This is a genomic window from Brevundimonas sp. FV1ye7S, from assembly GCF_058680995.1.
In genome coordinates this window covers 302,992-325,827 of the sequence record NZ_CM178726.1, presented here as the reverse complement: position 1 = coordinate 325,827, position 22,836 = coordinate 302,992, and the positions used below count along the sequence as shown (strand labels likewise).

General features: G+C 68.4%; 24 protein-coding genes. 6 read left to right on the top strand and 18 right to left on the bottom strand.

The annotated features are described in order from the left end of the window. Positions 1-128 precede the first annotated feature (128 nt). The 5 genes from ACW18C_RS01510 to ACW18C_RS01490 form a co-directional block, all read right to left on the bottom strand. The gene (locus tag ACW18C_RS01510; protein ID WP_492072404.1) at positions 129-2,012 is read right to left on the bottom strand and encodes a M20/M25/M40 family metallo-hydrolase; all 1,884 of its coding nucleotides are present in this window, start codon (positions 2,010-2,012) and stop codon (positions 129-131) included. Between the two features lie 67 nt (positions 2,013-2,079). Next, a complete protein-coding gene (locus ACW18C_RS01505; protein ID WP_492072402.1) occupies positions 2,080-3,036 on the bottom strand; it encodes a right-handed parallel beta-helix repeat-containing protein in 957 nt (318 codons plus the stop codon). Between the two features lies 1 nt (position 3,037). Further along, entirely contained in the window at positions 3,038-3,856 is an 819-nt protein-coding gene (locus tag ACW18C_RS01500; RefSeq protein ID WP_492072400.1) for a phosphatase PAP2 family protein, read from the bottom strand. Then, a complete protein-coding gene (locus ACW18C_RS01495) occupies positions 3,853-4,245 on the bottom strand; it encodes a hypothetical protein (RefSeq protein WP_221205239.1) in 393 nt (130 codons plus the stop codon). Before ACW18C_RS01495 ends, ACW18C_RS01500 begins: the two co-directional genes overlap by 4 nt. Positions 4,246-4,437: 192 nt before the next feature. Then, the gene (locus ACW18C_RS01490; protein ID WP_008261484.1) at positions 4,438-4,716 is read right to left on the bottom strand and encodes a hypothetical protein; all 279 of its coding nucleotides are present in this window, start codon (positions 4,714-4,716) and stop codon (positions 4,438-4,440) included. 101 nt (positions 4,717-4,817) lie between these two features. On the opposite strand from ACW18C_RS01490, the gene ACW18C_RS01485 reads away from it, so the two are divergent. Further along, positions 4,818-5,825, top strand: coding sequence for an LLM class flavin-dependent oxidoreductase (locus ACW18C_RS01485; protein ID WP_492072398.1), 1,008 nt, complete (start codon positions 4,818-4,820; stop codon positions 5,823-5,825). A 162-nt stretch (positions 5,826-5,987) separates the two neighbouring features. Here ACW18C_RS01485 and ACW18C_RS01480 read toward each other — a convergent pair whose 3' ends face one another. Further along, positions 5,988-6,959, bottom strand: coding sequence for an alpha/beta fold hydrolase (locus ACW18C_RS01480; protein ID WP_492072397.1), 972 nt, complete (start codon positions 6,957-6,959; stop codon positions 5,988-5,990). Between the two features lie 47 nt (positions 6,960-7,006). On the opposite strand from ACW18C_RS01480, the gene ACW18C_RS01475 reads away from it, so the two are divergent. Then, positions 7,007-7,843: an aldo/keto reductase gene (locus ACW18C_RS01475; RefSeq protein WP_492072395.1), complete on the top strand. Its 837-nt coding sequence runs from the start codon at positions 7,007-7,009 to the stop codon at positions 7,841-7,843. A gap of 50 nt (positions 7,844-7,893) precedes the next feature. On the opposite strand, the gene ACW18C_RS01470 is transcribed toward ACW18C_RS01475, so the two are convergent. The 3 genes from ACW18C_RS01470 to ACW18C_RS01460 all read right to left on the bottom strand — a co-directional run bounded on the left by ACW18C_RS01470 (position 7,894) and on the right by ACW18C_RS01460 (position 9,508). Continuing rightward, positions 7,894-8,643, bottom strand: a complete 750-nt coding sequence (locus ACW18C_RS01470; RefSeq protein WP_492072394.1) for a glucose 1-dehydrogenase — start codon at positions 8,641-8,643, stop codon at positions 7,894-7,896. Positions 8,644-8,743: 100 nt separating this feature from the next. After that, on the bottom strand, positions 8,744-9,037 hold the full coding sequence (locus ACW18C_RS01465; RefSeq protein WP_035310615.1) for an ArsR/SmtB family transcription factor: 294 nt from the start codon (positions 9,035-9,037) through the stop codon (positions 8,744-8,746). A gap of 69 nt (positions 9,038-9,106) precedes the next feature. Further along, entirely contained in the window at positions 9,107-9,508 is a 402-nt protein-coding gene (locus ACW18C_RS01460) for an HIT domain-containing protein (protein WP_492072392.1), read from the bottom strand. Between the two features lie 106 nt (positions 9,509-9,614). Between ACW18C_RS01460 and mdh the strand changes: the two genes are divergently transcribed. Then, entirely contained in the window at positions 9,615-10,577 is a 963-nt protein-coding gene (gene mdh, locus ACW18C_RS01455) for a malate dehydrogenase (protein WP_008263318.1), read from the top strand. Positions 10,578-10,809: 232 nt separating this feature from the next. Here mdh and zapE read toward each other — a convergent pair whose 3' ends face one another. After that, a complete protein-coding gene (zapE, locus tag ACW18C_RS01450) occupies positions 10,810-11,901 on the bottom strand; it encodes a cell division protein ZapE (RefSeq protein WP_492072391.1) in 1,092 nt (363 codons plus the stop codon). A 141-nt stretch (positions 11,902-12,042) separates the two neighbouring features. Here zapE and ACW18C_RS01445 point away from each other — a divergent pair, with 141 nt between their 5' ends. Together ACW18C_RS01445 and rarD are read left to right on the top strand one after the other, a co-directional pair. Further along, positions 12,043-13,089 carry an aspartate-semialdehyde dehydrogenase gene (locus ACW18C_RS01445; RefSeq protein ID WP_492072390.1) on the top strand — a complete coding sequence of 349 codons (1,047 nt, stop codon included), beginning with the start codon at positions 12,043-12,045 and terminating at the stop codon, positions 13,087-13,089. A 219-nt stretch (positions 13,090-13,308) separates the two neighbouring features. Beyond that, positions 13,309-14,232 carry an EamA family transporter RarD gene (gene rarD, locus ACW18C_RS01440; RefSeq protein WP_492072388.1) on the top strand — a complete coding sequence of 308 codons (924 nt, stop codon included), beginning with the start codon at positions 13,309-13,311 and terminating at the stop codon, positions 14,230-14,232. On the opposite strand, the gene ACW18C_RS01435 is transcribed toward rarD, so the two are convergent. From ACW18C_RS01435 to ACW18C_RS01400, 8 genes are all read right to left on the bottom strand, one after another. Next, positions 14,229-15,359 carry a serine hydrolase domain-containing protein gene (locus ACW18C_RS01435; RefSeq protein WP_492072386.1) on the bottom strand — a complete coding sequence of 377 codons (1,131 nt, stop codon included), beginning with the start codon at positions 15,357-15,359 and terminating at the stop codon, positions 14,229-14,231. The two genes, rarD and ACW18C_RS01435, sit on opposite strands and share 4 nt — an antisense overlap. Before the next feature lie 87 nt (positions 15,360-15,446). Then, on the bottom strand, positions 15,447-16,040 hold the full coding sequence (locus tag ACW18C_RS01430; protein WP_492072384.1) for a hypothetical protein: 594 nt from the start codon (positions 16,038-16,040) through the stop codon (positions 15,447-15,449). A 120-nt stretch (positions 16,041-16,160) separates the two neighbouring features. After that, positions 16,161-16,430, bottom strand: a complete 270-nt coding sequence (locus ACW18C_RS01425; RefSeq protein WP_008260049.1) for an ATP synthase F1 subunit epsilon — start codon at positions 16,428-16,430, stop codon at positions 16,161-16,163. Continuing rightward, a complete protein-coding gene (locus ACW18C_RS01420; protein WP_035308967.1) occupies positions 16,430-16,945 on the bottom strand; it encodes a hypothetical protein in 516 nt (171 codons plus the stop codon). Before ACW18C_RS01420 ends, ACW18C_RS01425 begins: the two co-directional genes overlap by 1 nt. Positions 16,946-16,947: 2 nt before the next feature. After that, on the bottom strand, positions 16,948-18,483 hold the full coding sequence (atpD, locus tag ACW18C_RS01415; protein WP_008261723.1) for a F0F1 ATP synthase subunit beta: 1,536 nt from the start codon (positions 18,481-18,483) through the stop codon (positions 16,948-16,950). Between the two features lie 37 nt (positions 18,484-18,520). Beyond that, positions 18,521-19,399, bottom strand: coding sequence for a F0F1 ATP synthase subunit gamma (locus ACW18C_RS01410; protein WP_492072383.1), 879 nt, complete (start codon positions 19,397-19,399; stop codon positions 18,521-18,523). 34 nt (positions 19,400-19,433) lie between these two features. Further along, positions 19,434-20,966, bottom strand: a complete 1,533-nt coding sequence (gene atpA / locus ACW18C_RS01405; RefSeq protein ID WP_008260776.1) for a F0F1 ATP synthase subunit alpha — start codon at positions 20,964-20,966, stop codon at positions 19,434-19,436. A 75-nt stretch (positions 20,967-21,041) separates the two neighbouring features. Beyond that, the gene (locus tag ACW18C_RS01400; RefSeq protein WP_008260465.1) at positions 21,042-21,596 is read right to left on the bottom strand and encodes a F0F1 ATP synthase subunit delta; all 555 of its coding nucleotides are present in this window, start codon (positions 21,594-21,596) and stop codon (positions 21,042-21,044) included. A 265-nt stretch (positions 21,597-21,861) separates the two neighbouring features. Here ACW18C_RS01400 and ACW18C_RS01395 point away from each other — a divergent pair, with 265 nt between their 5' ends. Continuing rightward, entirely contained in the window at positions 21,862-22,758 is an 897-nt protein-coding gene (locus ACW18C_RS01395) for an endonuclease/exonuclease/phosphatase family protein (RefSeq protein ID WP_492072381.1), read from the top strand. Positions 22,759-22,836 lie beyond the last annotated feature (78 nt).

Here is a 22,836-nt window from a genome sequence, read left to right as displayed (position 1 = left end):
GAGAGACCCGCCATGGACCCGCCCCCGTTTTTGTGAGGCCGACTATGTGCACGGTTTGTTCCAGTTCACAAGATGTTCTCATCCGGACCCGATGAGAACATCCGAATCCTACGTCCGGTTTTGACGTATCAAGGAACGGCGACCGGCGCCTCAGCCGCCGGCTCGGCATGGCGGGCCGCCAGGGACAGGCCGCAGCCCAGGATCAGCATGGCCGCCGCCAGCCCGGCCAGGGTGTGGCGCGCTCTTCCCGCACCCGGGGCCAAGGGCCGGGCCAGGGCGACGATCAGCACAGCGATCAGGCCCAGCGCGCCTGGCTGGTCCATCCCCACGCCCAGGAAGACGAAATGGCCCAGCCCCGCCAGCCAGCCGCCGACGACCCCGGTGGCGACCGCCGCGGGCGCCAAGGCGGCCCATCGCTCCAGCCGCGCCCCGATCCCCGCCGCCAGGGCCGCTGCGCCGGCCGCCGCCAACCCGGTCCAGACGAACAGCAAGGCCGCTTCGGGCGCCACGGCCTGAACCAAGACGCCCAGGATCATTACCAGGACGATGGCCCCCAGCCAGCCGCCCCAGACCGTCTCGTCCTCGCCGCCAGGCCACAGGCTCAGACCCACGGCGACCAGGGCCGCGCCCAGCACCACCGGATCGAACCCGCCCAGGCCCGTGGCCAGAACCGCCGCCGCGGCGATCACCCCCGCCAGCAGACGCCGCCCGATCAGGGCCCGCCCCGCCAGCAGGGCGAACATCACCCCCAGCACGGCCAGGCCTACGCCCGCCTCCATCCAGGGCAGGCGGCGCAGCAGGACATAATAGGTCTCGGCCGACTCGATCCGGCCGCCGACCGGCCCGGCCAGAACCCGCACCGCCTGGGCCACGACGATCCCGGCGGCCAGCAGCCAGACGCCCCCGCTCAGCCCCTTGCCGAACTGACGCAAGGTCAGGCCCGTGGCGTGACGCGCGCCCCAGGCGGCGAAACCGGTCAACAGAAAGGCCAGACCCAGCAGTCCCCACCCCGTCCCCGGCCCGTGCCGCAACACCCCCAGGCCGAAGACATCGGCGTAGACGGCGTTCTGCGTGGCCTTCGGCAGAACGGGCGCCCGCACCAGGGCGTCGGTCATTTCCAGCGCCTGGGATCCGATATGTTGCAGACTGCCCTGGTCCAGGGCGTCCGGCGTCGAACTGGGCGAATGGTACTGTGCCGGCCGGCCGATGAAGGCCAGGTTGATCCCGGCCAGGCCCCGGTCGGCGGCCAGGGTGAAGTCGGTGCCGTTGGGCATCAGCCGATAGACGAAGATGGCCAGGGCGTTGCTGGCCGCGCCCCCGTCGGCCCGGCGCGTCGCCCGAGCGTAAAGATCGATGGTCTGGGCGTTGCCGGGGCCGGTCTCGAACATCATGGCCCGACCGCCGCCGCCGCGCGCCTCCAGGTTCACCACCGCCCCGACCCGACCCCGCAACAGATGTTCGCTGAAGAAGGCCCGCGCCCCGTCCAGGTTCAGCTCCTCCCCGTCGGTGAGCAGCACGACCAGCCCCCGGTCGGCCGGTCCGCGCGCCCTGATCGCCCGCACCGCCTCCAGCACCGCCGCCACGCCGCTGGCGTCGTCGGCGGCGCCCGGCGAGCCCGGCACGCTGTCGTAATGGGCCATCAGCACCACGAGGGGCAGGCTGGGGTTCCGGCCCGGCAGGACGCCGACCAGATTGACCACCGACAAGCCTTCGACCGACTCGCCCCGGTCCTCGATCCGGCGCACGGCGGCGGGCGACAGGGCCCCGGCCTGGAGCGTGGGCGCCAGGCCCAGCTGCGCCATTCGGCCCTGCAGATAGGCCTGGACCAGGGCGTGATCGGTCGAACCTATGGGACGGGGGGAGCGGGCCATGACCCGCACGTCCGCCATGGCCCGCTTCGCCGAAAATCCGGTCGCGGCGGCGCTTGTCGGCGCGGGCCGAGGCGTCTGTGTCGTGATCACGGCCAACCCCAGCGCCGCCGCCAGGGCCGCCAACAACAAGACCAGCCGCATTAGATGCATCCCCCGAGGCGTCATCGCGCCAATAGGGCCGAGCTGGCGTCATTTCGCAAGTGCGGGGTCAGGGACGCGTCCGGTTCCGTTCGACCCGGTTGCCGGTCGCTCCGTCGCCGTCGTCGGCGCTGGACCCGAACGGATAGCCGGCGTCATCGCCGCAATAGGGCCGGTTCCCCTCGCGCGCGCCCACCACCACCGTCCTGCGGCGCAGCCAGCCGACGCCGGAAAACACATTATCCGTGATCTGATTATAGGACGACGTCTGGTGCCGGATCACCCCGTCCTCGCCGCAGTTGCGGTACAGGAAGACCCCGCCGCGACCGCCCAGGGCGAAGCGGTTGCCGATGATGCGATTGGCGCCCGATCCGTCCACGGCGATCTGTTCACGCCCGGTGCGAATGGTGAAGTCGTTGTCCTGGATCACCGTTCCGGCGCTCTCTGCGTCCAGATAGACGGCGGTCGAGACCGACCGGCCCGAAAAGCGCGAGTGCGTCACCATGGTCTGCGTCACCCCCGGCCCGACATACAGGGGGATGGTCCCCACGCCCTCGAACCGCACCCGTTCCAGAATCGTGCCCAGGGGCGCCGCGCTCTGGGCCGCCGTCGTGTGATCGGGCGTCCGTGACGAGGCCAGCAGGTCGCGCATCGATCCGCCCGCCCCCATGCCCCAGATCCGCACATTGCCGACGACGGTGCAGTTGCGCACATAGGTCTGGACCGGACGGCTCCAGCCGTCGCCCTGACGCCGCGACCAGATCGCCACCGTCGGCGTCTGTGACGTCGCCTCGCGCGCCGGTCGGATCACCCCGCCGCCGCAGTCGATCCCCGCGCCCGAGGCCTCGGCCCCCTCCATCAGAACAGGCCGCCGCACGGCGACGCCCGCCAGGTCGGCGCGGCACGTCAGGCGATAGGCTTGATCGGACGGGGCGGTCAGGTCGCGCACCTCGGCCGGGGTGCAGGCGCGCGCGCCTGCGGGATCGCCCGCCTGAACCGCCGCCAGCAGGATCAGGCCGCTCCACATCTCAGGGCAGGGGAACAGCCAGGGCCGCGCGCTCGGCCGCGCAGCCGGGATTGGTCCGTCCCGTCGCCCGCGCCGCCGCCAGTTCGTCGCGCGCCGCCGCGATCTCGCTTTGGAAGTCCGGTGTCGCCGAGATCTCGGCCGTCACGGCCCGCCCCAGGGCTTCGCCCGCCGTTCCGTCGCTGGGATAGTCCATGGCGCAGATCTGGCGGCTCAGGGCGATCTCATGGCCGATGCGCCGCACCGCCGCCGCCCGGTCCGGCGCGATCAGGGCCAGGGCCTCGGCATAGGCGGTTCCCAACGCCGCGCCGGCGGAGGGCGCGGACGGGCTGCGTCGCATCGCCGGCGTCAGGGTCTGGCAAGCCGGGCGCGCGGGATCCTCGGCGACCGGCCGGGCGCGAACGCCTTTCGCCTGAGCCATCACGACCGCCGCCTGGGCGTCATGAAAGACCTTGGCCATCATCCGGTCCAGCGCCGGGGTCTCGGCCGAGCCCAGCCGCACCCCCAGGGCGCAGTCGAAATGCTGAAGCGCCAGCGGCGGGCGCAGTTCGGCATGGGCGGTCGCCATCAGCCAGCGGTCCGAATCCTCCAGAGCCGTGAACCGCGCCGAGGCCGCCCGGTCGGCCGCATCCTGCGGCGATCCCTCGGCGGGCGCGGGAGTCACAGCCTGGGCCAACCGCGCGACGACGCCGGGCGACAGATAGCCTTCGTCGGTCGCGCTGAAGATCAGATGGGGCGCAGTCCGCCCGGCCGGGGCGCAGGCCGCCAGGGGCAGCGAAGGCAGGATCACCGTCGCCGCGATCAGAGCGGCGACCGGTCTCACAGACCCGCGCTCCAGCTCAGCTGCACCGAGGTCTCGCCGCCGGCGCCCGGCGCCGCCACCACCTGAAGATTGGTCGCGCCCGCCTGGCCGCCCGCAGCGCCATAGGCCCGGGCGTCGCCCTGGTTCATGCCCATGACCGAGGTCAGGCCCGCCTCCTCGGCGCGGGTGCGATAGAAGGCCACCACCTCGTCGGGCGTGGCGGCGGTGGTGAAGGTGACCAGCCCGCCCTCGCCGTCCGGCCCGGCGGCGGTCGTCGCCGGCTGGTCCAGGGCGGCGCCGGGGTACAGGGCGGCATAGGCGGGCGCGCCGGGTGCAGCGGGGATATCCGCCGTCATCGCCTCGGGCGCAGGCGCAGCCTCTCCCTCCGACGGCGAAGCCGGGGCGGTCATTTGGTCAGGGGCGGCGAGGGAGGCCTGGGCCGGCGCCTTTTCGGTCCTGGACCGGTCGTCGCAACCTGCAAGGCAAAGCAAGACTAAGGCGGCCGAGGCCGCCAGACGGCGTATCATCGGGGAATCGTCCCTTGGACCCATGGTCAAGGCGCCACCGTGGCGCAAGGATGCGGCGGCAGCAAGGCGTCGGTGTCAATCGTCGTTTTCAGCGCGGCCCCGTGTCCCCGCCGAGGCCCGCCCTTCTTCGGCGAGGGCCTCGTTGATCTCGAGCGAGTCGGGATCATCGTCCGATCCGCTGGCGGACCCGCCGCGCAGCGAGCCGGCGCGGGTGTCGGAGCCGGAATCTGTGCCGTCCAACGCCTCGATCAGGGCGTCGGCCTTGTGCCCCAGGTCCGGCTTTTCGCCCATGTCGGCGGCCTCGCGCGCATCCTCGCACTCGGCTTCGGTCTTTTCGGCGTCAACGTCCGTCATGGCTCATGTCTCCGGGTTCGTCGGAGGTAAAGCGCCCGACCCGGTTGCGGTTCCCCGCTCCCTGCCCTTGAACCTCGGCCGTCAGCCCCGATCTAGGCGTCATGATCCCGTTCTCAGTTCTCGACCTCTCCCCCATCGTCGAAGGCGGCGACGCCCGCCGCGCCCTCGACGAGACCCTGGCCCTGGCCCAGGCCGCCGACCGGCTGGGCTATGAGCGGTTCTGGCTGGCCGAACACCACAACATGCCCGGCATCGCCAGCGCGGCGACCGCCATCGTCATCGGCCATGTGGCGGCGGGCACCCAGCGGATCCGCGTCGGCTCCGGCGGCGTCATGCTGCCCAACCACGCCCCCCTGGTCGTGGCCGAACAGTTCGGCACCCTGGAGACCCTGTTCCCCGGCCGGATCGACGTCGGCCTGGGGCGCGCGCCCGGCACCGACGGCGCCACCGCCCGCGCCCTGCGCCGCTATTTCGAAGGCGCCGACCAGTTCCCTCGCGACGTGGTCGAACTGATCCAGTGGTTCGAACCGGCCGCCGACAACCAGCCCGTCCGCGCCGTCCCCGGCGCGGGCCTGCGCGTGCCCATCTGGCTTCTCGGCTCCAGCCTGTTCAGCGCCCAGCTGGCCGGCCAACTGGGCCTGCCCTACGCCTTCGCCAGCCATTTCGCGCCTGAACTGCTGCTGGAGGCCCTGGCGCTTTATCGCCGCAGCTTCACCCCGTCTGACCGGTTGGCCCAGCCCTACGCCATGGCGGCGATCAACGTCTTCGCCGCCGATACGGACGCGGAAGGCGTGCGCCTGTCCACCTCGATGCAACAGAGTTTCGCCCGCCTCTCGACCGGCAAGCCGGGCAAGCTTCCCCCGCCCGTCGACGACATCACGGCCGTCCTGACCCCGCAACAGATCGAGGGGGCGCGCAGCCGCCTGCTCTATTCCGCCGTCGGCGGGCCGGACACGGTGCGGAAACAGCTGACCGACTTCATCGCCCTGACCGGCGTCGATGAATTGATGATCACCGGCATGGCCTTCGACAACGCCGCCCGCATCCACAGCCTCGAGATCGTGGCGGAAGTTCGCGGTCAGATGGAGACGGCGGAAGCGGCGGCGTGAACCCGTCCCCTCTCCCGCCGGGAGAGGGCTTGAGCGCTCGAGAGCGTAGCGATCGGTCTTGCGCGAAAGGGTGAGGGGTAAGGTAGTGCGAGTTGGCCCACCGGCGGAACCCTCATCCGGCCCTGCGGGCCACCTTCTCCCGCAAGGGGAGAAGGAAGCGAGTCAGAGCTCCCCCAGAAACCCCAGCAGCAGCCCAGTCACCTCATCCGGCCGCTCCTGCTGGATCCAGTGGCCAGCGCCGGGCAGGACCACCGAACGCGTCAGGTTCGGAACCCAGTCCTTCAGCCCCGCCTCGGCCGAGGTGGCGTAGTGTCGGACCGGGTCGTCCTCGCCGACGATGAACAGGGCTGGCTGAAGAATCCGCTGCTCCTGCGCGAAGGCGGTCAGCGACCAGTTCAGATCGATGGCCCGATACCAGTTCAGCGGCGCGTCGAAGCCGCCGGCCGTGAAGGCCTCGACATATTCGGCGAAATGGGCGGCGCCCATCCACGGCGGCAGGTCGGCGCCGTCGTCGATACTGTCCAGCAGGCCGACGCCCCGCGCCATGAAACCGGTGGCCCGTTTCGCGGCCGGGGTAGCGCCGTCATAGGACCAGAACAGTTTCCTCAGCGTCGTCGCCGGATCGGCCTCCAGCGTCAGATGGGCGTCCGCCGCCTGGAACCGGCTGATATAGAGATCGCCCAGCCCGGCCCGTTCGGACAGGATGGCCATGACGGTCGTCGGCGGTCCCTGGGGCCGACGCGGCTGGAAGGGCACGGACAGGCCGGCCACCGCCGTGAACAGATCCGGCCGCAGCAGGGCGCAATGCCAGGCGACGGGCGCGCCCCAGTCGTGGCCCACGACGACGGCGCTCGGTTTGCCCAACGCCCGGACCAGATCGACCATGTCCCCGACCAGATGCAGGATCGAACAGGCGTCGACGCCCTCGGGCTTGTCCGTGCCGCCGTATCCGCGCATGTCCGGGGCCACGACGTGATATCCCGCCGCCGACAGGGCCTCGACCTGGGGCCGCCAGCTGATCCCCAGTTCCGGAAAGCCATGGATCAGCAGGACCAATGGCGCGTTGAGGTCTTCGAACCCCGCCTCCAGCACCTGTTGGACAAGGCCGTCGGTCTTGATAAGCCGAGTGCGCATCTCAACCTCGCAGGCGGCTCTTCCGCCGCGAATGGAACAGGACCGACATGACCCGCCTCGTCACCTTTGCAGACGGTACGACCGTTCCCGCCCTGGGCCAAGGCACCTGGGAGATGGGCGACGATCCCGCCTGGCGCGACGAGGAGCAGCAGGCCCTGGCGCGGGGCATCGACCTGGGCCTGACCCTGATCGACACGGCCGAGCTCTACGGCGACGGGCGTTCCGAACGGCTGGTGGGCGAGGTCATCGCCGGACGCCGCGACGAGGTCTTTCTGGTCTCCAAGGTCCGGCCCGACAACGCGTCGGAAATGAAGATGATGCTGGCCTGCGAGAAGTCGCTGGAACGGCTGGGGACCGACCGGCTGGACCTGTATCTGCTGCACTGGGAAGGCAATGTCCCGCTGGAAGAGACCGTCGCCGCCTTCCAGGAATTGGTCGACGAGGGGATGATCGCCCGCTGGGGCGTGTCCAATCTGGATATGCGCGCCATGGAACGGCTGATGGAGATCGAGGGCGCCGAGGACTGCGCCGTCAACCAGCTGCTCTATAATCTGGGCTCGCGCGGGGTGGAGTTCGACCTGTTGCCCTGGATGCAGGCCCGCGACATGCCCATGATGGCCTATTCGCCCCTGGGACGGGGCGAGTTGCTGGAACAGCCCCTGATCCGCGACATCGCCAACCGCCACAGCGCCGACCCCGCCCAGGTCGCCCTGGCCGCCGTCCTGCGCCACGACGGCGTCATCGCCATTCCCAAGGCCGGCTCGGTCGAACATGTCGAGGCCAACGCCGACGCCCTGGAGATCCAGTTCGACCTCGAGGATCTCGAACGCCTCGATACGGCCTTCCCCCCGCCCACGCGCGAGACGCCACTGGACATCATCTGAGGGATGTGGACGCGGCCGAACCCCGGCCGCGTCCCTCGCCACGGCGTGATTTAACGGTTGCCGCCGGCCACAGCGATGATTTCACCGGTGATCCAGGCGCTGTCGGGCGAGGCCAGGAAGACGGCGACAGGCGCGATGTCAGACGGCTGACCCATGCGGCCGAGCGGGGTCTGGGCGACCATCTGGACCTCCAGATCCGAGCCGATGATGCCGACGGCGTGGGTGCCCTCGGTCTCGACGGCGCCGGGCGCGATGGCGTTGACGCGGATCTGGCGCGGGCCGAGTTCCTTGGCCAACACGCGGGTGATCGAATCCACGGCGGCCTTGGTGGCCGTGTAGACCGAGGCGGTCGGGATATCCACGGTGGTGGCGGCCGAGCTGATGTTGATCACGCTGCCGCCGTCCGGGCCGAAGCGCTTGGCCGCCTCGCTGGTGGCCAGCAGCAAGCCCAGGACATTGGTGTCGAACTGGCGTCGGTACTCGGCCTCGGTCACGTCCTCAATCGGCGCGAACGCATAGACGCCGGCGTTGTTGACGAGGATGTCCACCCCGCCGAACGCCTTATGGGTCTCGTCAAACAGCCGCGTGACGTCGTCGCCCTTGGCCACCGAACCCTGAACGGCGATGGCCTTGCCGCCGGCGGCGGTGATCTCGGCCACGACCTTGTCCGCCCCTTCGCGGCTGGAGGCGTAGTTGACGGCCACTGCGGCGCCCTCGGCGGCCAGGGCTTTGGCGATGGCCGCTCCGATGCCTTTCGATGCGCCGGTGACGACGGCGGTCTTGCCTGAAAGCTTGCTCATGATCTCTCTCCGGTCGCCTTCAGCGGCGAACGGTTTGATACTTAGATAACCATCGAAGTGATTCAATGAGCGATGCCGCGTGATTTTCTGAAAGCCGGCCTCAGATTTCCGCGAGCTGGGCCAGATAGGCGTTCAGGACGTCGCGCTGCAGCACCAGGAAGGCGAACTTGCCCTGCCGGCAGATCTGGATCAGGCCGGCGGTCTCCAGTTCCTTCATATGGTGCGAGAAGGTGGGGGCGCTGACCGAGACAAGCTGGGCGACCGCGCCGCAGGGGGTGGGTTCGCTGGCCGCGCCGATCTCCTTGAGGATCTGACGGCGACGCGGCTCCGCCAGGGCCTTGGCGATCAGGTTCACCTGGCGTTCGTCCAGCCGGATGCGCGGCGCGTCTTCCATAGGACTCATATGCGGTGCGAGAGCGCCTGACGCAAATGGGGCGCGACGACACATCGATCGTCGGATCGACTACCCGCCTCGGATCACATCCAATAGCCACGCCCGCGCCTCACCCGCATAGGGGGCCGCCGGGCCTCGCCCCCAGACCGGATCGGGCCACAGGCCGTCGTCGCGACGGCGGCCGACGACATGGAGGTGCAACTGGGCCGTCACATTGCCGATAGCCCCCACATTCAGCTTCTCGACCGGCCCCAATCGCCGCACCAGCGCCCCGGCCCGCACCGTCTCCTCCATCAGCACGGCCCGCTGTTCGACGCTCAGGTCTTCCAGTTCCACCGCCCCCTCGACGCGCGGGATCAGGATCAGCCAGGGGAAGCGGGCATCGTCCTGAAGCCGCACATGGCACAGTGGCCATTCGGCGGCGGCGACCGATCCGGCTTCGAAGGCGGGGTCTGGACGAAAGTCGGTCATGGCGTCTCCGCAACAGGGTTTTCCCAGCCTTGCAGCGCGGCCGATGCGGGTCTAGACCGCCCGCACGATTAATCCCCTTTCGCACACGCAATAAACGGAGACATCCATGGCTCGCGCGAAGATCGCCCTCATCGGCGCCGGCATGATCGGCGGCACCCTGGCCCATGTGGCCGCGCGCGAAGCGCTGGGCGACGTGATCCTGTTCGACATCGCTGAAGGCACCCCCCAGGGCAAGGCGCTGGACATCGCCGAGGCCACCGCCGTCTTCGGCTCGGACGTGGCCCTGAAGGGCGCCAACGACTATGCCGACATTGCGGGCGCCGACGTCTGCATCGTCACCGCCGGCGTGCCGCGCAAGCCGGGCATGAGCCGCGACGACCTGATCGGCATCAACCTGAAGGTCATGAAGGCCGTCGGCGAGGGCATCAAGGCCCACGCCCCCAACGCCTTCGTCATCTGCATCACCAACCCGCTCGACGCCATGGTCTGGGCGCTGCAGAAATTCTCGGGCCTGCCCAAGGAGAAGGTCGTCGGCATGGCCGGCGTGCTCGACTCGGCGCGCTTCGCCTACTTCCTGGCTGAAAAGACCGGCGTCTCGGTTCAGGACATCCACGCCTGGACCCTGGGCGGTCACGGCGACGACATGGTGCCGATGGTGCGCCACTCGACCGTCGGCGGCCTGCCCCTGCCGGACGCGGTCAAGGCCGGCTTCCTGTCGCAGGACGAGCTGGACGCCATCGTCGACCGCACCCGCAAGGGCGGCGGCGAGATCGTGGCCCTGCTGAAGACCGGCTCGGCCTTCTACGCCCCGGCCGAAAGCGCGATTGCGATGGCCAAGTCCTATCTGCTGGACCAGAAGCGCGTCCTGCCCTGCGCCGTCTGGCTCTCGGGCGAATACGGCCTGTCGGACCTCTATGTCGGCGTCCCGGCCCTGATCGGCGCCGCCGGCGTCGAAAAGGTGATCGAGTTCACCACCAACGACGACGAAAAGGCGATGTTCGAAAAGTCCGTCGCCTCGGTCCAGGGCCTGCTGCAGGCCTGCAAGGATATCGACGCCTCGCTGGCTTGAGCGATCGCACAGATCGAATGACGAAGGGCCTGCGGAGCAATCCGCAGGCCCTTTTTCTTTGCGCTTTCCAGATCTTCCCCCGCTTGCGGGGGAAGTGTCAGCTCGTCGAGCGCAGCGAGACGGCTGACGATGGGGGAAGTTCTCTTCCAGCCAAGCAGAACTCCCCTCTCCGAGCCTGGTCCGCTGCGCGGACGCCGGCCCACCTCTCCCGCAAGCGGGAGAGGGTCTGCTGTCACTCCCGCACGTGGGCCAGCCAGTCCTTGCTCTGCATCTCGTTGAAGCGCGACACGGTGCGTTCGAACTCGAACGCCCCCACACCCTCGGTATAGAGGGCCTCGGGCCGGGCGGCGGCCAGGACGATCAGCTTGGTCTTGGCCTCGTACAGGGCGTCCACCAGGGTCACCAGACGCCGCGCCTCGTGGTGGTTGGCCGAACTCAGGATCGGCACCTCTTCCAGGAACAGGGTGTGGAACCGCTCGGCGATGGCCAGATAGTCCTGAGGCCCCAGCGGTCGGCCGCACAGGTCCGCGAAAGTCGCCCGCGCCATCGAGCCGACGGTCCGCTCCACCACAACGTCGCGGCCCAGCACGGTCAGATGCGCCGGCTCTTCCGGCTCGCCGCCCTTCAGTTCGCGCCAAAGCTCTTCGAACCCGGCCCGGTCGTCCGGCGTGTGCCAGATCTCGGCCGAACTCAGCCGGTCCAGCCGCCAGTCGCGCGCGCCCGCCGTCTTCACCACGGCGCAGCGGTCCCGGATGATGTCGATGAAGGGGGTGAAGAGCTGGCGGTTGATGCCGTTCTTGTACAGGTCCTCCGGCGCCCGGTTCGAGGTGATGGCCAGCACCACCTTGTCCTCGAACAGGGCCTCGAACAGCCGGCCCAGGATCATGGCGTCGGCGATGTCCGTCACCTGAAGCTCGTCGAAACACAGCAGCCGGGCTTCGGAGGCGATCAGCTTGGCGATGGGCGGAATGGGATCGTCGCCCTTATGCGTCCCGAACACGGCCTTGCGGCTTTTGGAGTCGCCCTCGCGCCACTGGCGCACCAGGTCGTGGACCCGGGCCATGAAGGCGTGGAAATGGGCGCGTCTTTTCCGGGGCTCGGGCGTGGCCGAATAGAACAGGTCCATCAGCATGGACTTGCCCCGCCCGGGCGGTCCCCACAGATAGATCCCCTTCACCTCGGGCGGGCGTCCGAACAGGCCGCGCCGGGCCAGATCGGTCTCCAGCCGCTCCAGGGCGACGAGCACTTCGGCCTGGGCCGGATCGGGCGTCAGCACGCCCTCTTCCACGCGGATGTCGTAGGCGTTTCGGATGCGGGAGGTCATGAGCCCCTGCTTAAAGTCCCCGCCGCCGAAAAGCGATTGCTTCGCGGCTGCGAACGCCTAAATGCACACCACACAACACATCGCGCTCAAGCAGCGAGGCCCCGTGGGCCGAGCGATAGCGCGTCCGAAGGACCAATCATCATGGGTTATCGCGTCGCGATCGTCGGGGCCACGGGCAATGTGGGCCGCGAAATGCTGAACATCCTCGAGGAGCTGGAATTCCCCGTCGATGAAATCCACGCCATCGCCTCGCGCAAGTCCAAGGGGGTCGAGGTCTCGTTCGGCGACAAGACCATCAAATGCCAGGACATCGAACAGTTCGACTTCTCCAAGGTCGATCTGGTCCTGATGTCGGCCGGCGGCGAGGTCTCGCGCGCCTGGTCCGAGAAGATCGGCAAGGCCGGCCCCATCGTGATCGACAACTCCTCGGCCTTCCGCAAGGACGCCGACGTGCCCCTGATCGTGCCCGAGGTGAACCCCGACGCGGTCAAGGACGCCAAGAAGAAGAACATCATCGCCAACCCCAACTGCTCGACCATTCAGCTGGTCACGGCGCTGAAGCCCCTGCACGACGCGGCCAGGATCAAGCGGGTCGTGGTCTCGACCTATCAGTCGGTGTCCGGCGCCGGCAAGGAAGGCATGGACGAGCTGTGGAACCAGACCAAGGCCATCTACGGCCTGGGCGACGCCCGTCCCAAGAAATTCCCCAAGCAGATCGCCTTCAACGTCATCCCCTATATCGGTTCCTTCCTCGAGGACGGTTCGACCGACGAGGAGCAGAAGATGTCGGACGAGACGCACAAGATGCTGGACCCCGACATCAAGGTCACCGTCACCTGCGTGCGGGTGCCGGTCTTCGTCGGCCACTCCGAGGCCGTGAACATCGAGTTCGACCGCCCCCTCGCCCCGGACGAGGCCCGCGCCATCCTGCGCGAGGCGCCGGGCGTGCTGGTGATCGATAAGCAGGAGCACGACGGCTATATCACCCCCGTCGACGCCGCCGGCGAACACGGCGTCTATGTGTCGCGCATCCGCAAGGATCCGACCGTCGAGAACGGCCTGAACCTGTGGATCGTGTCCGACAACCTGCGCAAGGGCGCCGCCCTGAACGCCGTCCAGATCGCCCAGCTGCTGGACGAGACGGGCGTCATCACCTCGTCGTCGGGGTATCGTTCGATCACGGTGTAATGTCTTTCGTCATCCTCCGGCGCGCGTAGCGCGACCGGGGGACCCAGCGGCGCGCGTGAGCGCGACCCGAAGGGCGGCGCGTAGCAGCCACCCTGTCGCGGACGCGATTTCGGCCGTCATGCTGCTGGGAGATTTCGCCTTCGGCGCCGCTGGGTTCCCCGGTCTGCGCCGCGAAGACGCGGCTTGCCGGAGAATGACGAAAGTGAAGTTGAGTCGCCCATGACCGCCGCCGCCACCCCCAACGATCCCCGCGCGGTCGCCACCGCCGTCGCCTGCTACAGCCTGTGGGGCCTGTTGCCCCTGCTGTTCATGGCCTTGGCGGCCCATGGGTTCGGCGCGCCGGAGATCCTGGCGCATCGGGCGGTCTGGTCGGTCTTCGTGGCGGGCCTGTTCCTGCTGCTGGCGGGCCAGTGGGGCGAGGCGAAACAGGTGCTGGCGACGCCGCGCACCCTGGCCTGGCTGGCCCTGTCGGCGGCGATGATCGCGACCAACTGGAGCCTGTACGTCTTCGCCACCACCCATCACGCGACGCTGGAGGCCAGCCTCGGCTATTACATCAACCCGCTGCTCAACATGGCGGCGGGAGCGGTGTTATTCCGTGAACGGATCGACCGCTGGAGCGGCCTCTCCATCGGCCTGGCCGCGGTCGGGGTGGTGATCCAGACCATAGCCCTGGGCCATGTGCCGATCATCGGACTGACCCTGGCCATCACCTTCTGCGCCTATGCGGTGATCCGAAAGCGGGTGCCCGCCTCGGCCCAGACCGGCCTGTTCGTCGAATGTCTGGTGCTGCTGCCCATCGGCGCCCTGTTCCTGGCCTGGCTGGCCACGCACGGCCAGGCGACAGGTTTCGCCTCCCCCGCCGGCCTGGCCTGGGCCCTGGTCAACGGCCCGGCGACGGTCATCCCCCTGGTCCTGTTCGCCTGGTCGGCGCGGCGTCTGCCCCTGTCCACCCTCGGCTTCATCCAGTTCCTGGCGCCGACGCTCCAGTTCGCCTGCGGCGTCTGGGCGGGCGAGGCCCTGACGCCGCTGCGCATCGTTTCCTTCGGCTTCATCTGGGCCGGAGCGGGGGTGTTCGCGATCGGCGCCGCGCGGCGGTCGCGCGCCGCACGGCGCGCCGTCGTCCTGTCCGAAACGGTCTAGAGCGCGCCGTATAGGGCCGCCAGCAGCCGCCGGGGGCGAGGGTCGCCGATCAGGTGCGGCGACTGACGCGTCATTACATAGGCGGCCGACAGTCGGCGCGACGGGTCGGCCATGGCCATCGACCCGCCCCAGCCGTAGTGGCCGAAGGACTCGCCCGGCCCGAAGACGTTCAGCCCGTCATTGCGCATCAGGCCCGCCGCCCAGCTGATTACATAGGGCAGCACCTTGTCCGGGCCGTGGATCCGTTCGCGCGTCAACTGGTCCAGCGTCCCGGCCGACAGCACCGACCGGCCCTCCAGAACCCCCGCATTGGCGACCACACCCATCATCCGCGCCAGGCCCAGGGCCGTGCCGTGCAGATTGGCCGAAGGGATCTCCATCTTGCGCCATTCGGCCGACCCCCGCCCGCCGGGGGCCGAGCCCCGGTCCAGGAAGGCCGCCTGTTTGATCGGATCGACGGTCCCTAGGCTGGGCGCCGCCGTGGGCTTGCGCATCTGGGCCACCCGGCCATGCTCGCTCTCCGGCAGGCCGATCCACAGATCCAGGTCGGGGAAGTCCGCCCGCAAGGCCTGGCCCATGGTCCGCCCCGTCGCCAGACGGAAGACCTCGTTGGCCATGTAGCCGACCGTGACGGGGTGATAGCCGGACGCCGTGCCGGGCTCCCACATCGGCGCCTGGGCCGCCAGCCGCGCCAGCACGGACGCCGCCTCGAACCAGACCGACGGATCGACCGCCTCGGAAAAGCCCGGCAGGCCCGCCTGGTGGCTCATCAACTGGCCCACGGTGATTCCGGCCTTGCCCGCCGCCCCGAACGCGGGCCACAGGCTGGCGACCGTCTGCTCATAATCCAGCCGGCCCGCCTCGACCGCCGTGGCGATCAGAAGGGCCATCACCGCCTTGCCGGTCGAGAACACCGGCGTCAGGGTCGTCTCGGTGAAGGCCGTGGTCCGCGCCGTGTCTGCATGCCCCGCCCACAGATCGACGACCGTCTCCCCCCCGATCAGCACGCTGAACCGCGCCGCCTGCTCGTTCAGCCCCTCGGGCGCGTCGGTGAAGTTGGCGGCGAACGCCTCGCGCACGGCCTCGAAGCGCGGTTCGCAATGGCCTTGAATATCGATGTCAGTCATGACTCCGTTCATAGACCGTCCCCCGCCGGCGGGGAAAGTCTCAGGTGCGGCCCCTTTCCCGGAACCCGTCCGGCGCCGGCCGGGCCGTCACGCCGTCGGCGGGCAGAAGCCGGGTCTGGCGCCGGCGGCGCGAAAGACGTTCGTGATCAGCGCCGGACGCCGCCCGCCCGCCATACGGGCCTTGTTCGCCTGGGCCAGCGCGACGACCAGCGGCCGGTCCGCCTCCCCGGTGCACCAGGCGGTGCGGCTATGGTCCTCGGCGACCAGGGTCTCGCCCCGGCGGAAATCGCCGTGCTTCGCCAACAGGTCCACGGCGGCGTCATTGAGGGCCTTGGGGTCGCCCGCCTCGACCGAGGCCGAACAGCCCCCGTCCGGCAGGGCCATGACATAGACTTCGGAATAGGAGGCCAGCCGCCAGGCGGCGACGGCAAGGGGCGAACCAGTAGTGCGGGGCGGCACGGGACGCAGCCAGTGATCCAGCGCCAAAGCCTCGACCGGACGATTCTCTCGAACGGCGGTCAGGCAGATGTCGGAGACGACGATCTCCATCGCCGCCATGGGCGAGGTCAGGGCGGCCCAGGGCGCGGGCTGGGTTGGTAGGACGGTCGGATTGGTCGCGCACCCGGCCAGGGCGAAGACCATGGCGGCGACGCCCGCCAGCCGGATCGAGAGAGTGTTCATGCTCAGCCCCGCCAAACAAGCTGAGAGTGCGTGGTCCACACCTGATGGTCAAGGCGTTCGCCAACGAAAAGGCCCCCCGCCGAAACGAGAGGCCTCAAATCGTTCGATCCGGCGTGTGGATCAGGCCGCGACGACCTCCGTCGCCTGTTCGGCCAGGATGGTCAGGCCTTCGCCGTTGACGTCGGCGAAGCCGCCCTTGACGTCATACTGGGTCCGGGCGGCGCCGACATAGACGGTCACCAGACCCTCGCGCAGGGCGGTCATGAAGGGGGCGTGATCCGGCAGGACGCCGAAGTCGCCCTCGACGCCCGGCGCATCCACCTGGTCCACCAGGCCCGAGAAGACCTCGCGTTCCGGCGAGACGAGGGAGAAGGAAAGTTTGCCAGCCATCAGTCCGATGTTCCGATTTGATAGGATGCGATGGAAACGGGGTAGGCGCCGCCCGTTCCCCATATCGACAGAAAGATCATGTTGGTGGCGACGCTTCGCTCGAAAAGAACGCCCTTGCCGTTCACATCATCGGACTCGCTATCGAACGTCCAAGAGCGTTCAGCGCGAGTCTTTACGATGAAGCTATCGCCAGCCTCCGGGCCGCTCAGGTCCAGCACGCTGCAGCTTTCGCCGCCCGTCTCTGTCGGTCGAGCCACCATGATCCGAACAGGATCAACGGGTGTGCCGGACCGTGTGTAACTTCGAGAAACTTCGCCGTCTCGGGCCGTCATGGCCGCGCCCTTAAATCCTCTATCAAGGAAGAACGCAGCCTCAGCCGTAGCTGGGGGGAAACGACCATCAGCCAGAAAAGCGTCGCAGGCCCCCGCCATGGCTTCAAAATCTCCGACCTGAGCTTGCGCCGAAACGGGCGCCAGCAGGAAGGAAACAATGAGGCTGACGAAGGCCTTGCGCATGATCAGGCTTCCGCCGCCATCTTCTCGGCCTTGGCGACCGCCTCTTCGATGGCGCCGACCATGTAGAAGGCCGATTCCGGCAGGTGGTCGTATTCGCCGGCGACGATGCCCTTGAACGAGCGGATGGTGTCGGCCAGTTCGACGAACTTGCCGGGGGCGTTGGTGAACTGCTCGGCCACGAAGAAGGGCTGCGACAGGAAGCGCTGGATCTTGCGGGCGCGCGAGACGACCAGCTTGTCCTCTTCCGACAGCTCGTCCATGCCCAGGATGGCGATGATGTCCTTCAGGCCCTTGTACTGCTGCAGGACTTCCTGGACCGAACGGGCGACGTTGTAGTGTTCTTCGCCGATGACCAGCGGGTCCATGATCCGCGAGGTCGAGTCCAGCGGATCGACGGCGGGGAAGATGGCCTGGGCGGCGATGTCACGCGACAGCATGGTGGTCGCGTCCAAGTGGGCGAACGAGGCGGCGGGCGCCGGGTCGGTGGGGTCATCGGCCGGGACGTAGATGGCCTGGACCGAGGTGATCGAGCCCTTCTTGGTCGAGGTGATGCGTTCCTGCAGATTGCCCATCTCGGTGGCCAGCGTCGGCTGATAGCCCACGGCCGACGGGATACGGCCCAAGAGAGCCGACACTTCCGAACCGGCTTGGGTGAAGCGGAAGATGTTATCGACGAACAGCAGGACGTCCTTGCCCTCTTCGTCGCGGAAATACTCGGCCTGGGCCAGGCCGGTCAGGGCGACGCGGGCGCGGGCGCCGGGAGGCTCGTTCATCTGACCGTAGACCAGGGCGCATTTGGAACCCTCGGTCGAGCCGCCGTTCTTGGCCGGGTCGACGTTCACGTTCGACTCGATCATCTCGTGATACAGGTCGTTGCCTTCGCGGGTGCGCTCGCCCACGCCGGCCAGGACCGAATAACCGCCGTACGCCTTGGCGATGTTGTTGATCAGTTCCTGCATGGTCACGGTCTTGCCCACGCCGGCGCCGCCGAACAGGCCGGTCTTGCCACCCTTGGTGTAGGGGCAGATCAGGTCGATGACCTTGATGCCCGTGACCAGGATTTCCGACGAGTTGGTCTGCTCCTCGAAGGTCGGGGCCTCGCGGTGGATCGGGCGGTACTGGGTGGTCTGGATCGGGCCGGCTTCATCGATCGGCTGGCCGACGACGTTCATGATCCGGCCCAGCACGCCCGGCCCGACCGGGGTCTGGATCGAGGTTCCGGTGTCCGACACGGGCTGGCCGCGCGTCAGGCCCTCCGTCGTGTCCATGGCGATGGTGCGGACCATGTTCTCACCCAGGTGCTGGGCGACTTCCAGGACCAGGGTGAAGGGCTCGCCCGTCTTCTGGTCGATGTTCTGTGTGTGCAGGGCGTTCAGGATCGCCGGCAGGTGGCCGGTGAACTCGACGTCCACGACGGCGCCGATGACCTGGGCGATCTTGCCCGTGGCGACGGCGGAGACGGGAGCCGCTGCGGGAGCGGCCTTCTTGGCGGCCGGCTTGCGGGCGGCGGGCTTCTTGGGGGCGACGGTGTCGGTCATGGCTGGGGTCCGTATCGGAATGTCTGTTCGGTCGGGATCAGAGGGCTTCGGCGCCGGCGATGATCTCGATCAGCTCGGTGGTGATCTGGGCTTGGCGCTTGCGGTTGTACTGCAGCGTCAGGGCGTTGATGAGGTCGCCGGCGTTGCGCGTGGCGTTGTCCATCGCCGCCATCTGCGACCCGAAGAAGCCGGCCTGGTTCTCGTACAGGGCGGCCAGGATCTGGGTCGTCAGGTTGCGGGGCAGCAGAGTCTCGAGGATTTCCTCTTCCGAGGGCTCGTAGTCATAGACCGCGCCGTTCAGGTCGATCGGGGCCGCGTCGCCCTCGACCACGGCCGGGATCAGCTGTTTGCCGGTCGGGACCTGTTGGATGACCGACTTGAACTGGCTGTAGAACAGGGTGACCACGTCGGCCTGGCCGTCCTCGAACGCCGTGGCGATCATTTCGGCGACCGGCTGGGCCAGGGGCAGGCCGATGGTCTTCTGGGCGCTCAGCTCGAAGGTGTGGACCACCTTCTCGCCGTACAGACGGGTCAGCTGATCGCGCGACTTGCGGCCGACGGCGATGATCTTCACGTCCTTGCCGTTGGCGACCAGGCTGTTGATCCGCTCGCGTGCGGCGCGGATGACGTTGGTCGAGAAACCGCCCGCCAGACCCTTGTCCGCCGTCGCCACCACGATCAGGTGACGCTGGTCCTGACCGGTGCCGGCCAGCAGCTTGGGCGCGTCGGCGCCCGAGACGCCGGCGGCCAGGTTGGCGATGACCGAGGCCATCTTGCGCGCATAGGGCCGGGCGCTCTCGGCCTGGTCCTGGGCGCGTTTCAGCTTGGCCGCGGCGACCATCTGCATGGCCTTCGTGATCTTCTGCGTGGCTTTCACGCTTCCGATCCGATTGCGCATTTCCTTGAGGCTGGCCATCCGGCGTTGCTCTTCCTCTAACTACCGGCGGGGTTCAGGCGAAGGTCTTGACGAAGGCGGCCAGGATGTCCTTGAGCTCGGCTTCGATGTCCGAGGTCAGGTCCTTCTTGGTGCGGATGCCTTCCAGCAGGCTGGCGTGGTTCGCATGGATGCGGGCCAGCAGTTCCTTCTCGAACCGGCCGACGTCGCTCACGGCGATGCCGTCGATATAGCCGCGCGTGCCAGCGTAGACCGAGACGACCTGTTCTTCCATCGCCAGCGGCGAGTATTGCGGCTGCTTCAGCAGCTCGGTCAGGCGGGCGCCGCGGGCCAGCAGCTTCTGGGTCGAGGCGTCCAGGTCCGAGCCGAACTTGGCGAAGGCGGCCATTTCCCGGTACTGGGCCAGCTCGCCCTTGATGGTGCCGGCGACCTTCTTCATCGCCTTGGTCTGGGCCGAGGAGCCGACGCGCGACACCGAGATGCCGACGTTCACGGCCGGGCGGATGCCCTGGTAGAACAGGTCGGATTCCAGGAAGATCTGGCCGTCGGTGATGGAGATGACGTTGGTCGGGATATAGGCCGAGACGTCGTTGGCCTGGGTCTCGATCAGCGGCAGGGCGGTCAGCGAGCCCGAACCGTAGTCCTCGTTGAGCTTGGCCGAACGTTCCAGCAGGCGGCTGTGCAGGTAGAAGACGTCGCCGGGATAGGCTTCGCGGCCCGGCGGGCGGCGCAGCAGCAAGGACATCTGGCGATAGGCCACAGCCTGCTTGGACAGGTCGTCATAGACGATCAGGCCGTGCATGCCGTTGTCGCGGAAATATTCGCCCATGGCCGTGCCCGAGAAGGGCGCCAGGAACTGCAGCGGGGCCGGCTCCGACGCCGTGGCGGCGACGACGATGGTGTATTCCATCGCCCCGGCCTCTTCGAGGGTCTTGACGATCTGGGCGACGGTCGAACGCTTCTGGCCGATGGCGACGTAGATGCAGTAGAGCTTGGCGCTCTCGTCGTCGGTCTTGTTGACGTTTTTCTGGTTCAGGATGGTGTCGATGGCGACGGCGGTCTTGCCCACCTGACGGTCGCCGATGATCAGCTCGCGTTGGCCGCGGCCGACGGGGATCAGGGTGTCGATGGCCTTCAGGCCGGTCTGCATCGGCTCGTGGACCGACTTGCGCGGGATGATGCCCGGCGCCTTGACGTCGACGCGGCGGCGCTCGGTGAACTGGATCGGGCCCTTGCCGTCGATCGGCTCGCCCAGCGGGTTGACGACGCGGCCCAGCAGGCCCTTGCCGACCGGCACGTCGACGATCTCGCCAAGGCGGCGCACGTCGTCGCCCTCGGCGATGGCGGCGTCGGCGCCGAAGATCACGGCGCCCACATTGTCGCGTTCCAGGTTCAGGGCCATGCCCTTGACGCCGGCCTTGGTGAACTCGACCATTTCGCCGGCCTGGACATTGTCCAGACCGTGGATGCGGGCGATGCCGTCGCCGACCGACAGCACGCTGCCCACGTCGGAGACATCGGCTTCGACGCCGAAGTTGGCGATCTGCGACTTGAGGATGGCCGAGATTTCAGCGGCGCGGATGTCCATGACGGGCTCTCTGTTCTTCAGTCTTCTGCGGGTGCGCCGATCAGGCGCGCTTCATTCTTGGGGCGGGGAGCGGGCTTACGCTCGCTTGAGGGCGAACTTCATCTGGTCGAGCTTGGTCTTCAGCGAGGCGTCGAACAGTTTCGAGCCGACCTTGATCTTCAGGCCGCCCAGGATGGCCGGATCGACCCGCGTGGTCAGCTCCGGCGCCTTGCCCAGGCTGGCGTTCAGCGCGGTCTTGATCGCGGCCAGCTGCTTGGCGTCCAGCGCCTGGGCCGAGACGACCTCGGCGGCGACGATGCCGGCGTGCTTGGCGTAGCGGGCTTCGAACCCGGCGATCACATGGGGCAGGTCCCGCGCGCGGTGGTTCTGGGCCAGCAGGCCCAGGAAGTTGGCGGTGGTCTGTTCGAACTTGGCCTTGGCGGCGATGGCGACGAGGCCCTTGCCCTGATCCTCGGCCGAAATGACCGGCGAGGTCGCCAGGCGGCGCAGGTCGGCGCTCTCGATCCAGGCGGCCTTCAACGACGTCAGGTCAGCACGGACGGCGTCCAGGCGGCCGGTTTCCAGCGCCAGATCAAACAGCGCCTGTGCGTAGCGATCGCCGACTTCCGTCGTTCTGAAATCATCAGCCACTGATTAGGGTCCGAGGTCGTTGTGTCAGGGTCGCGACCGAATGCGAGGCTCGCAACGGTCAAAAGCTTGAAATGCTTGCGGAAAGCACGACAGAGGCCGTATTCGTGAATACGCCCCCTTCAAGCCGGGCGCCTGATAGCACGGGGTTTTGCTGCTCGCAACATTGTGTGAAGGGGTGATGAAGCCGCACCCTGTCGCATAAGGTGTCGCACCCCGGTCATCCCTCCATGTGAAATCACGAGCCGACCTGCCGACGAGAGCCGAGATGAAACCGCACCCACTGCTGATCACCGCCGCCTGCGCCCTCCTGGCGCCCTGCGTCGCCGCCCCGTCGCACGCCCGAGCCGGCGGCCTGACCGCCCCTGCGGACGCTCCCCGCTCCGTGCGACTGATGAGCTACAACATCCGCTATGACGCGCCCGACGACACGCCGAACTGGCTGCAGCGCCGGCCGCACATGGCGCGCCAGATCGCCTTCTTCGATCCCGACGTCCTGGGGGTTCAGGAGGCGCTGATTCCGATGGTCGCCTATCTGGCCGATCAGGCGCCGGCCTATGACCATTACGGCCTCGGCCGCGACGACGGCGCCCAGGCGGGCGAGACGACGACCCTGTTCTGGCGCCGCGCCCGATTCGAGGCGGTCAGCACCCAGACCCTGTGGTGCTCGCCCACGCCGGACCGTCCGTCCAAGGGGTGGGACGCCGCCCTGCCGCGCACCGTGACCCGCGTCGTGCTGCGCGACCGGGCCAGCGGCCGGCTTCTGGACGTGCGCAACGCCCACATGGACCATGTCGGCGCGGTCGCCCGTGAACAGTGCGCCGCCCTGGCCGCCGATCTGGCCCCGGCGACGGTTGAGGGGGCGACGGCGACGGTGGTGCTGATGGGGGATTTCAACGCCGGGCCGGACACGGCCCCCTATCGCCGCGTCCTCGCCGCCGGGCTGCGCGACGCCCGCGCCGTCAGCCCTGTCGTGTTCGGTCCCGCCGGCACCTACAACGACTTCGACATCGCCAGGGATAATGACGGCGTCGCCATCGACCATGTCTTCGTCGCTCCCGGCCTGTCGGTCGAACGCTACGGCGTGCCCACCGATTCCTTCAGCGGCCAGGTGATCTCGGACCATTTCCCCGTAGTCGTCGATGTCGCGCCGGACGAAAGATGATCGCACAATTGAGGACCGGGGTGCGACCATTGCGCCGCCCCCGACCGCTTGATCGGAACCTGCGGCGGCCCTAGCGCT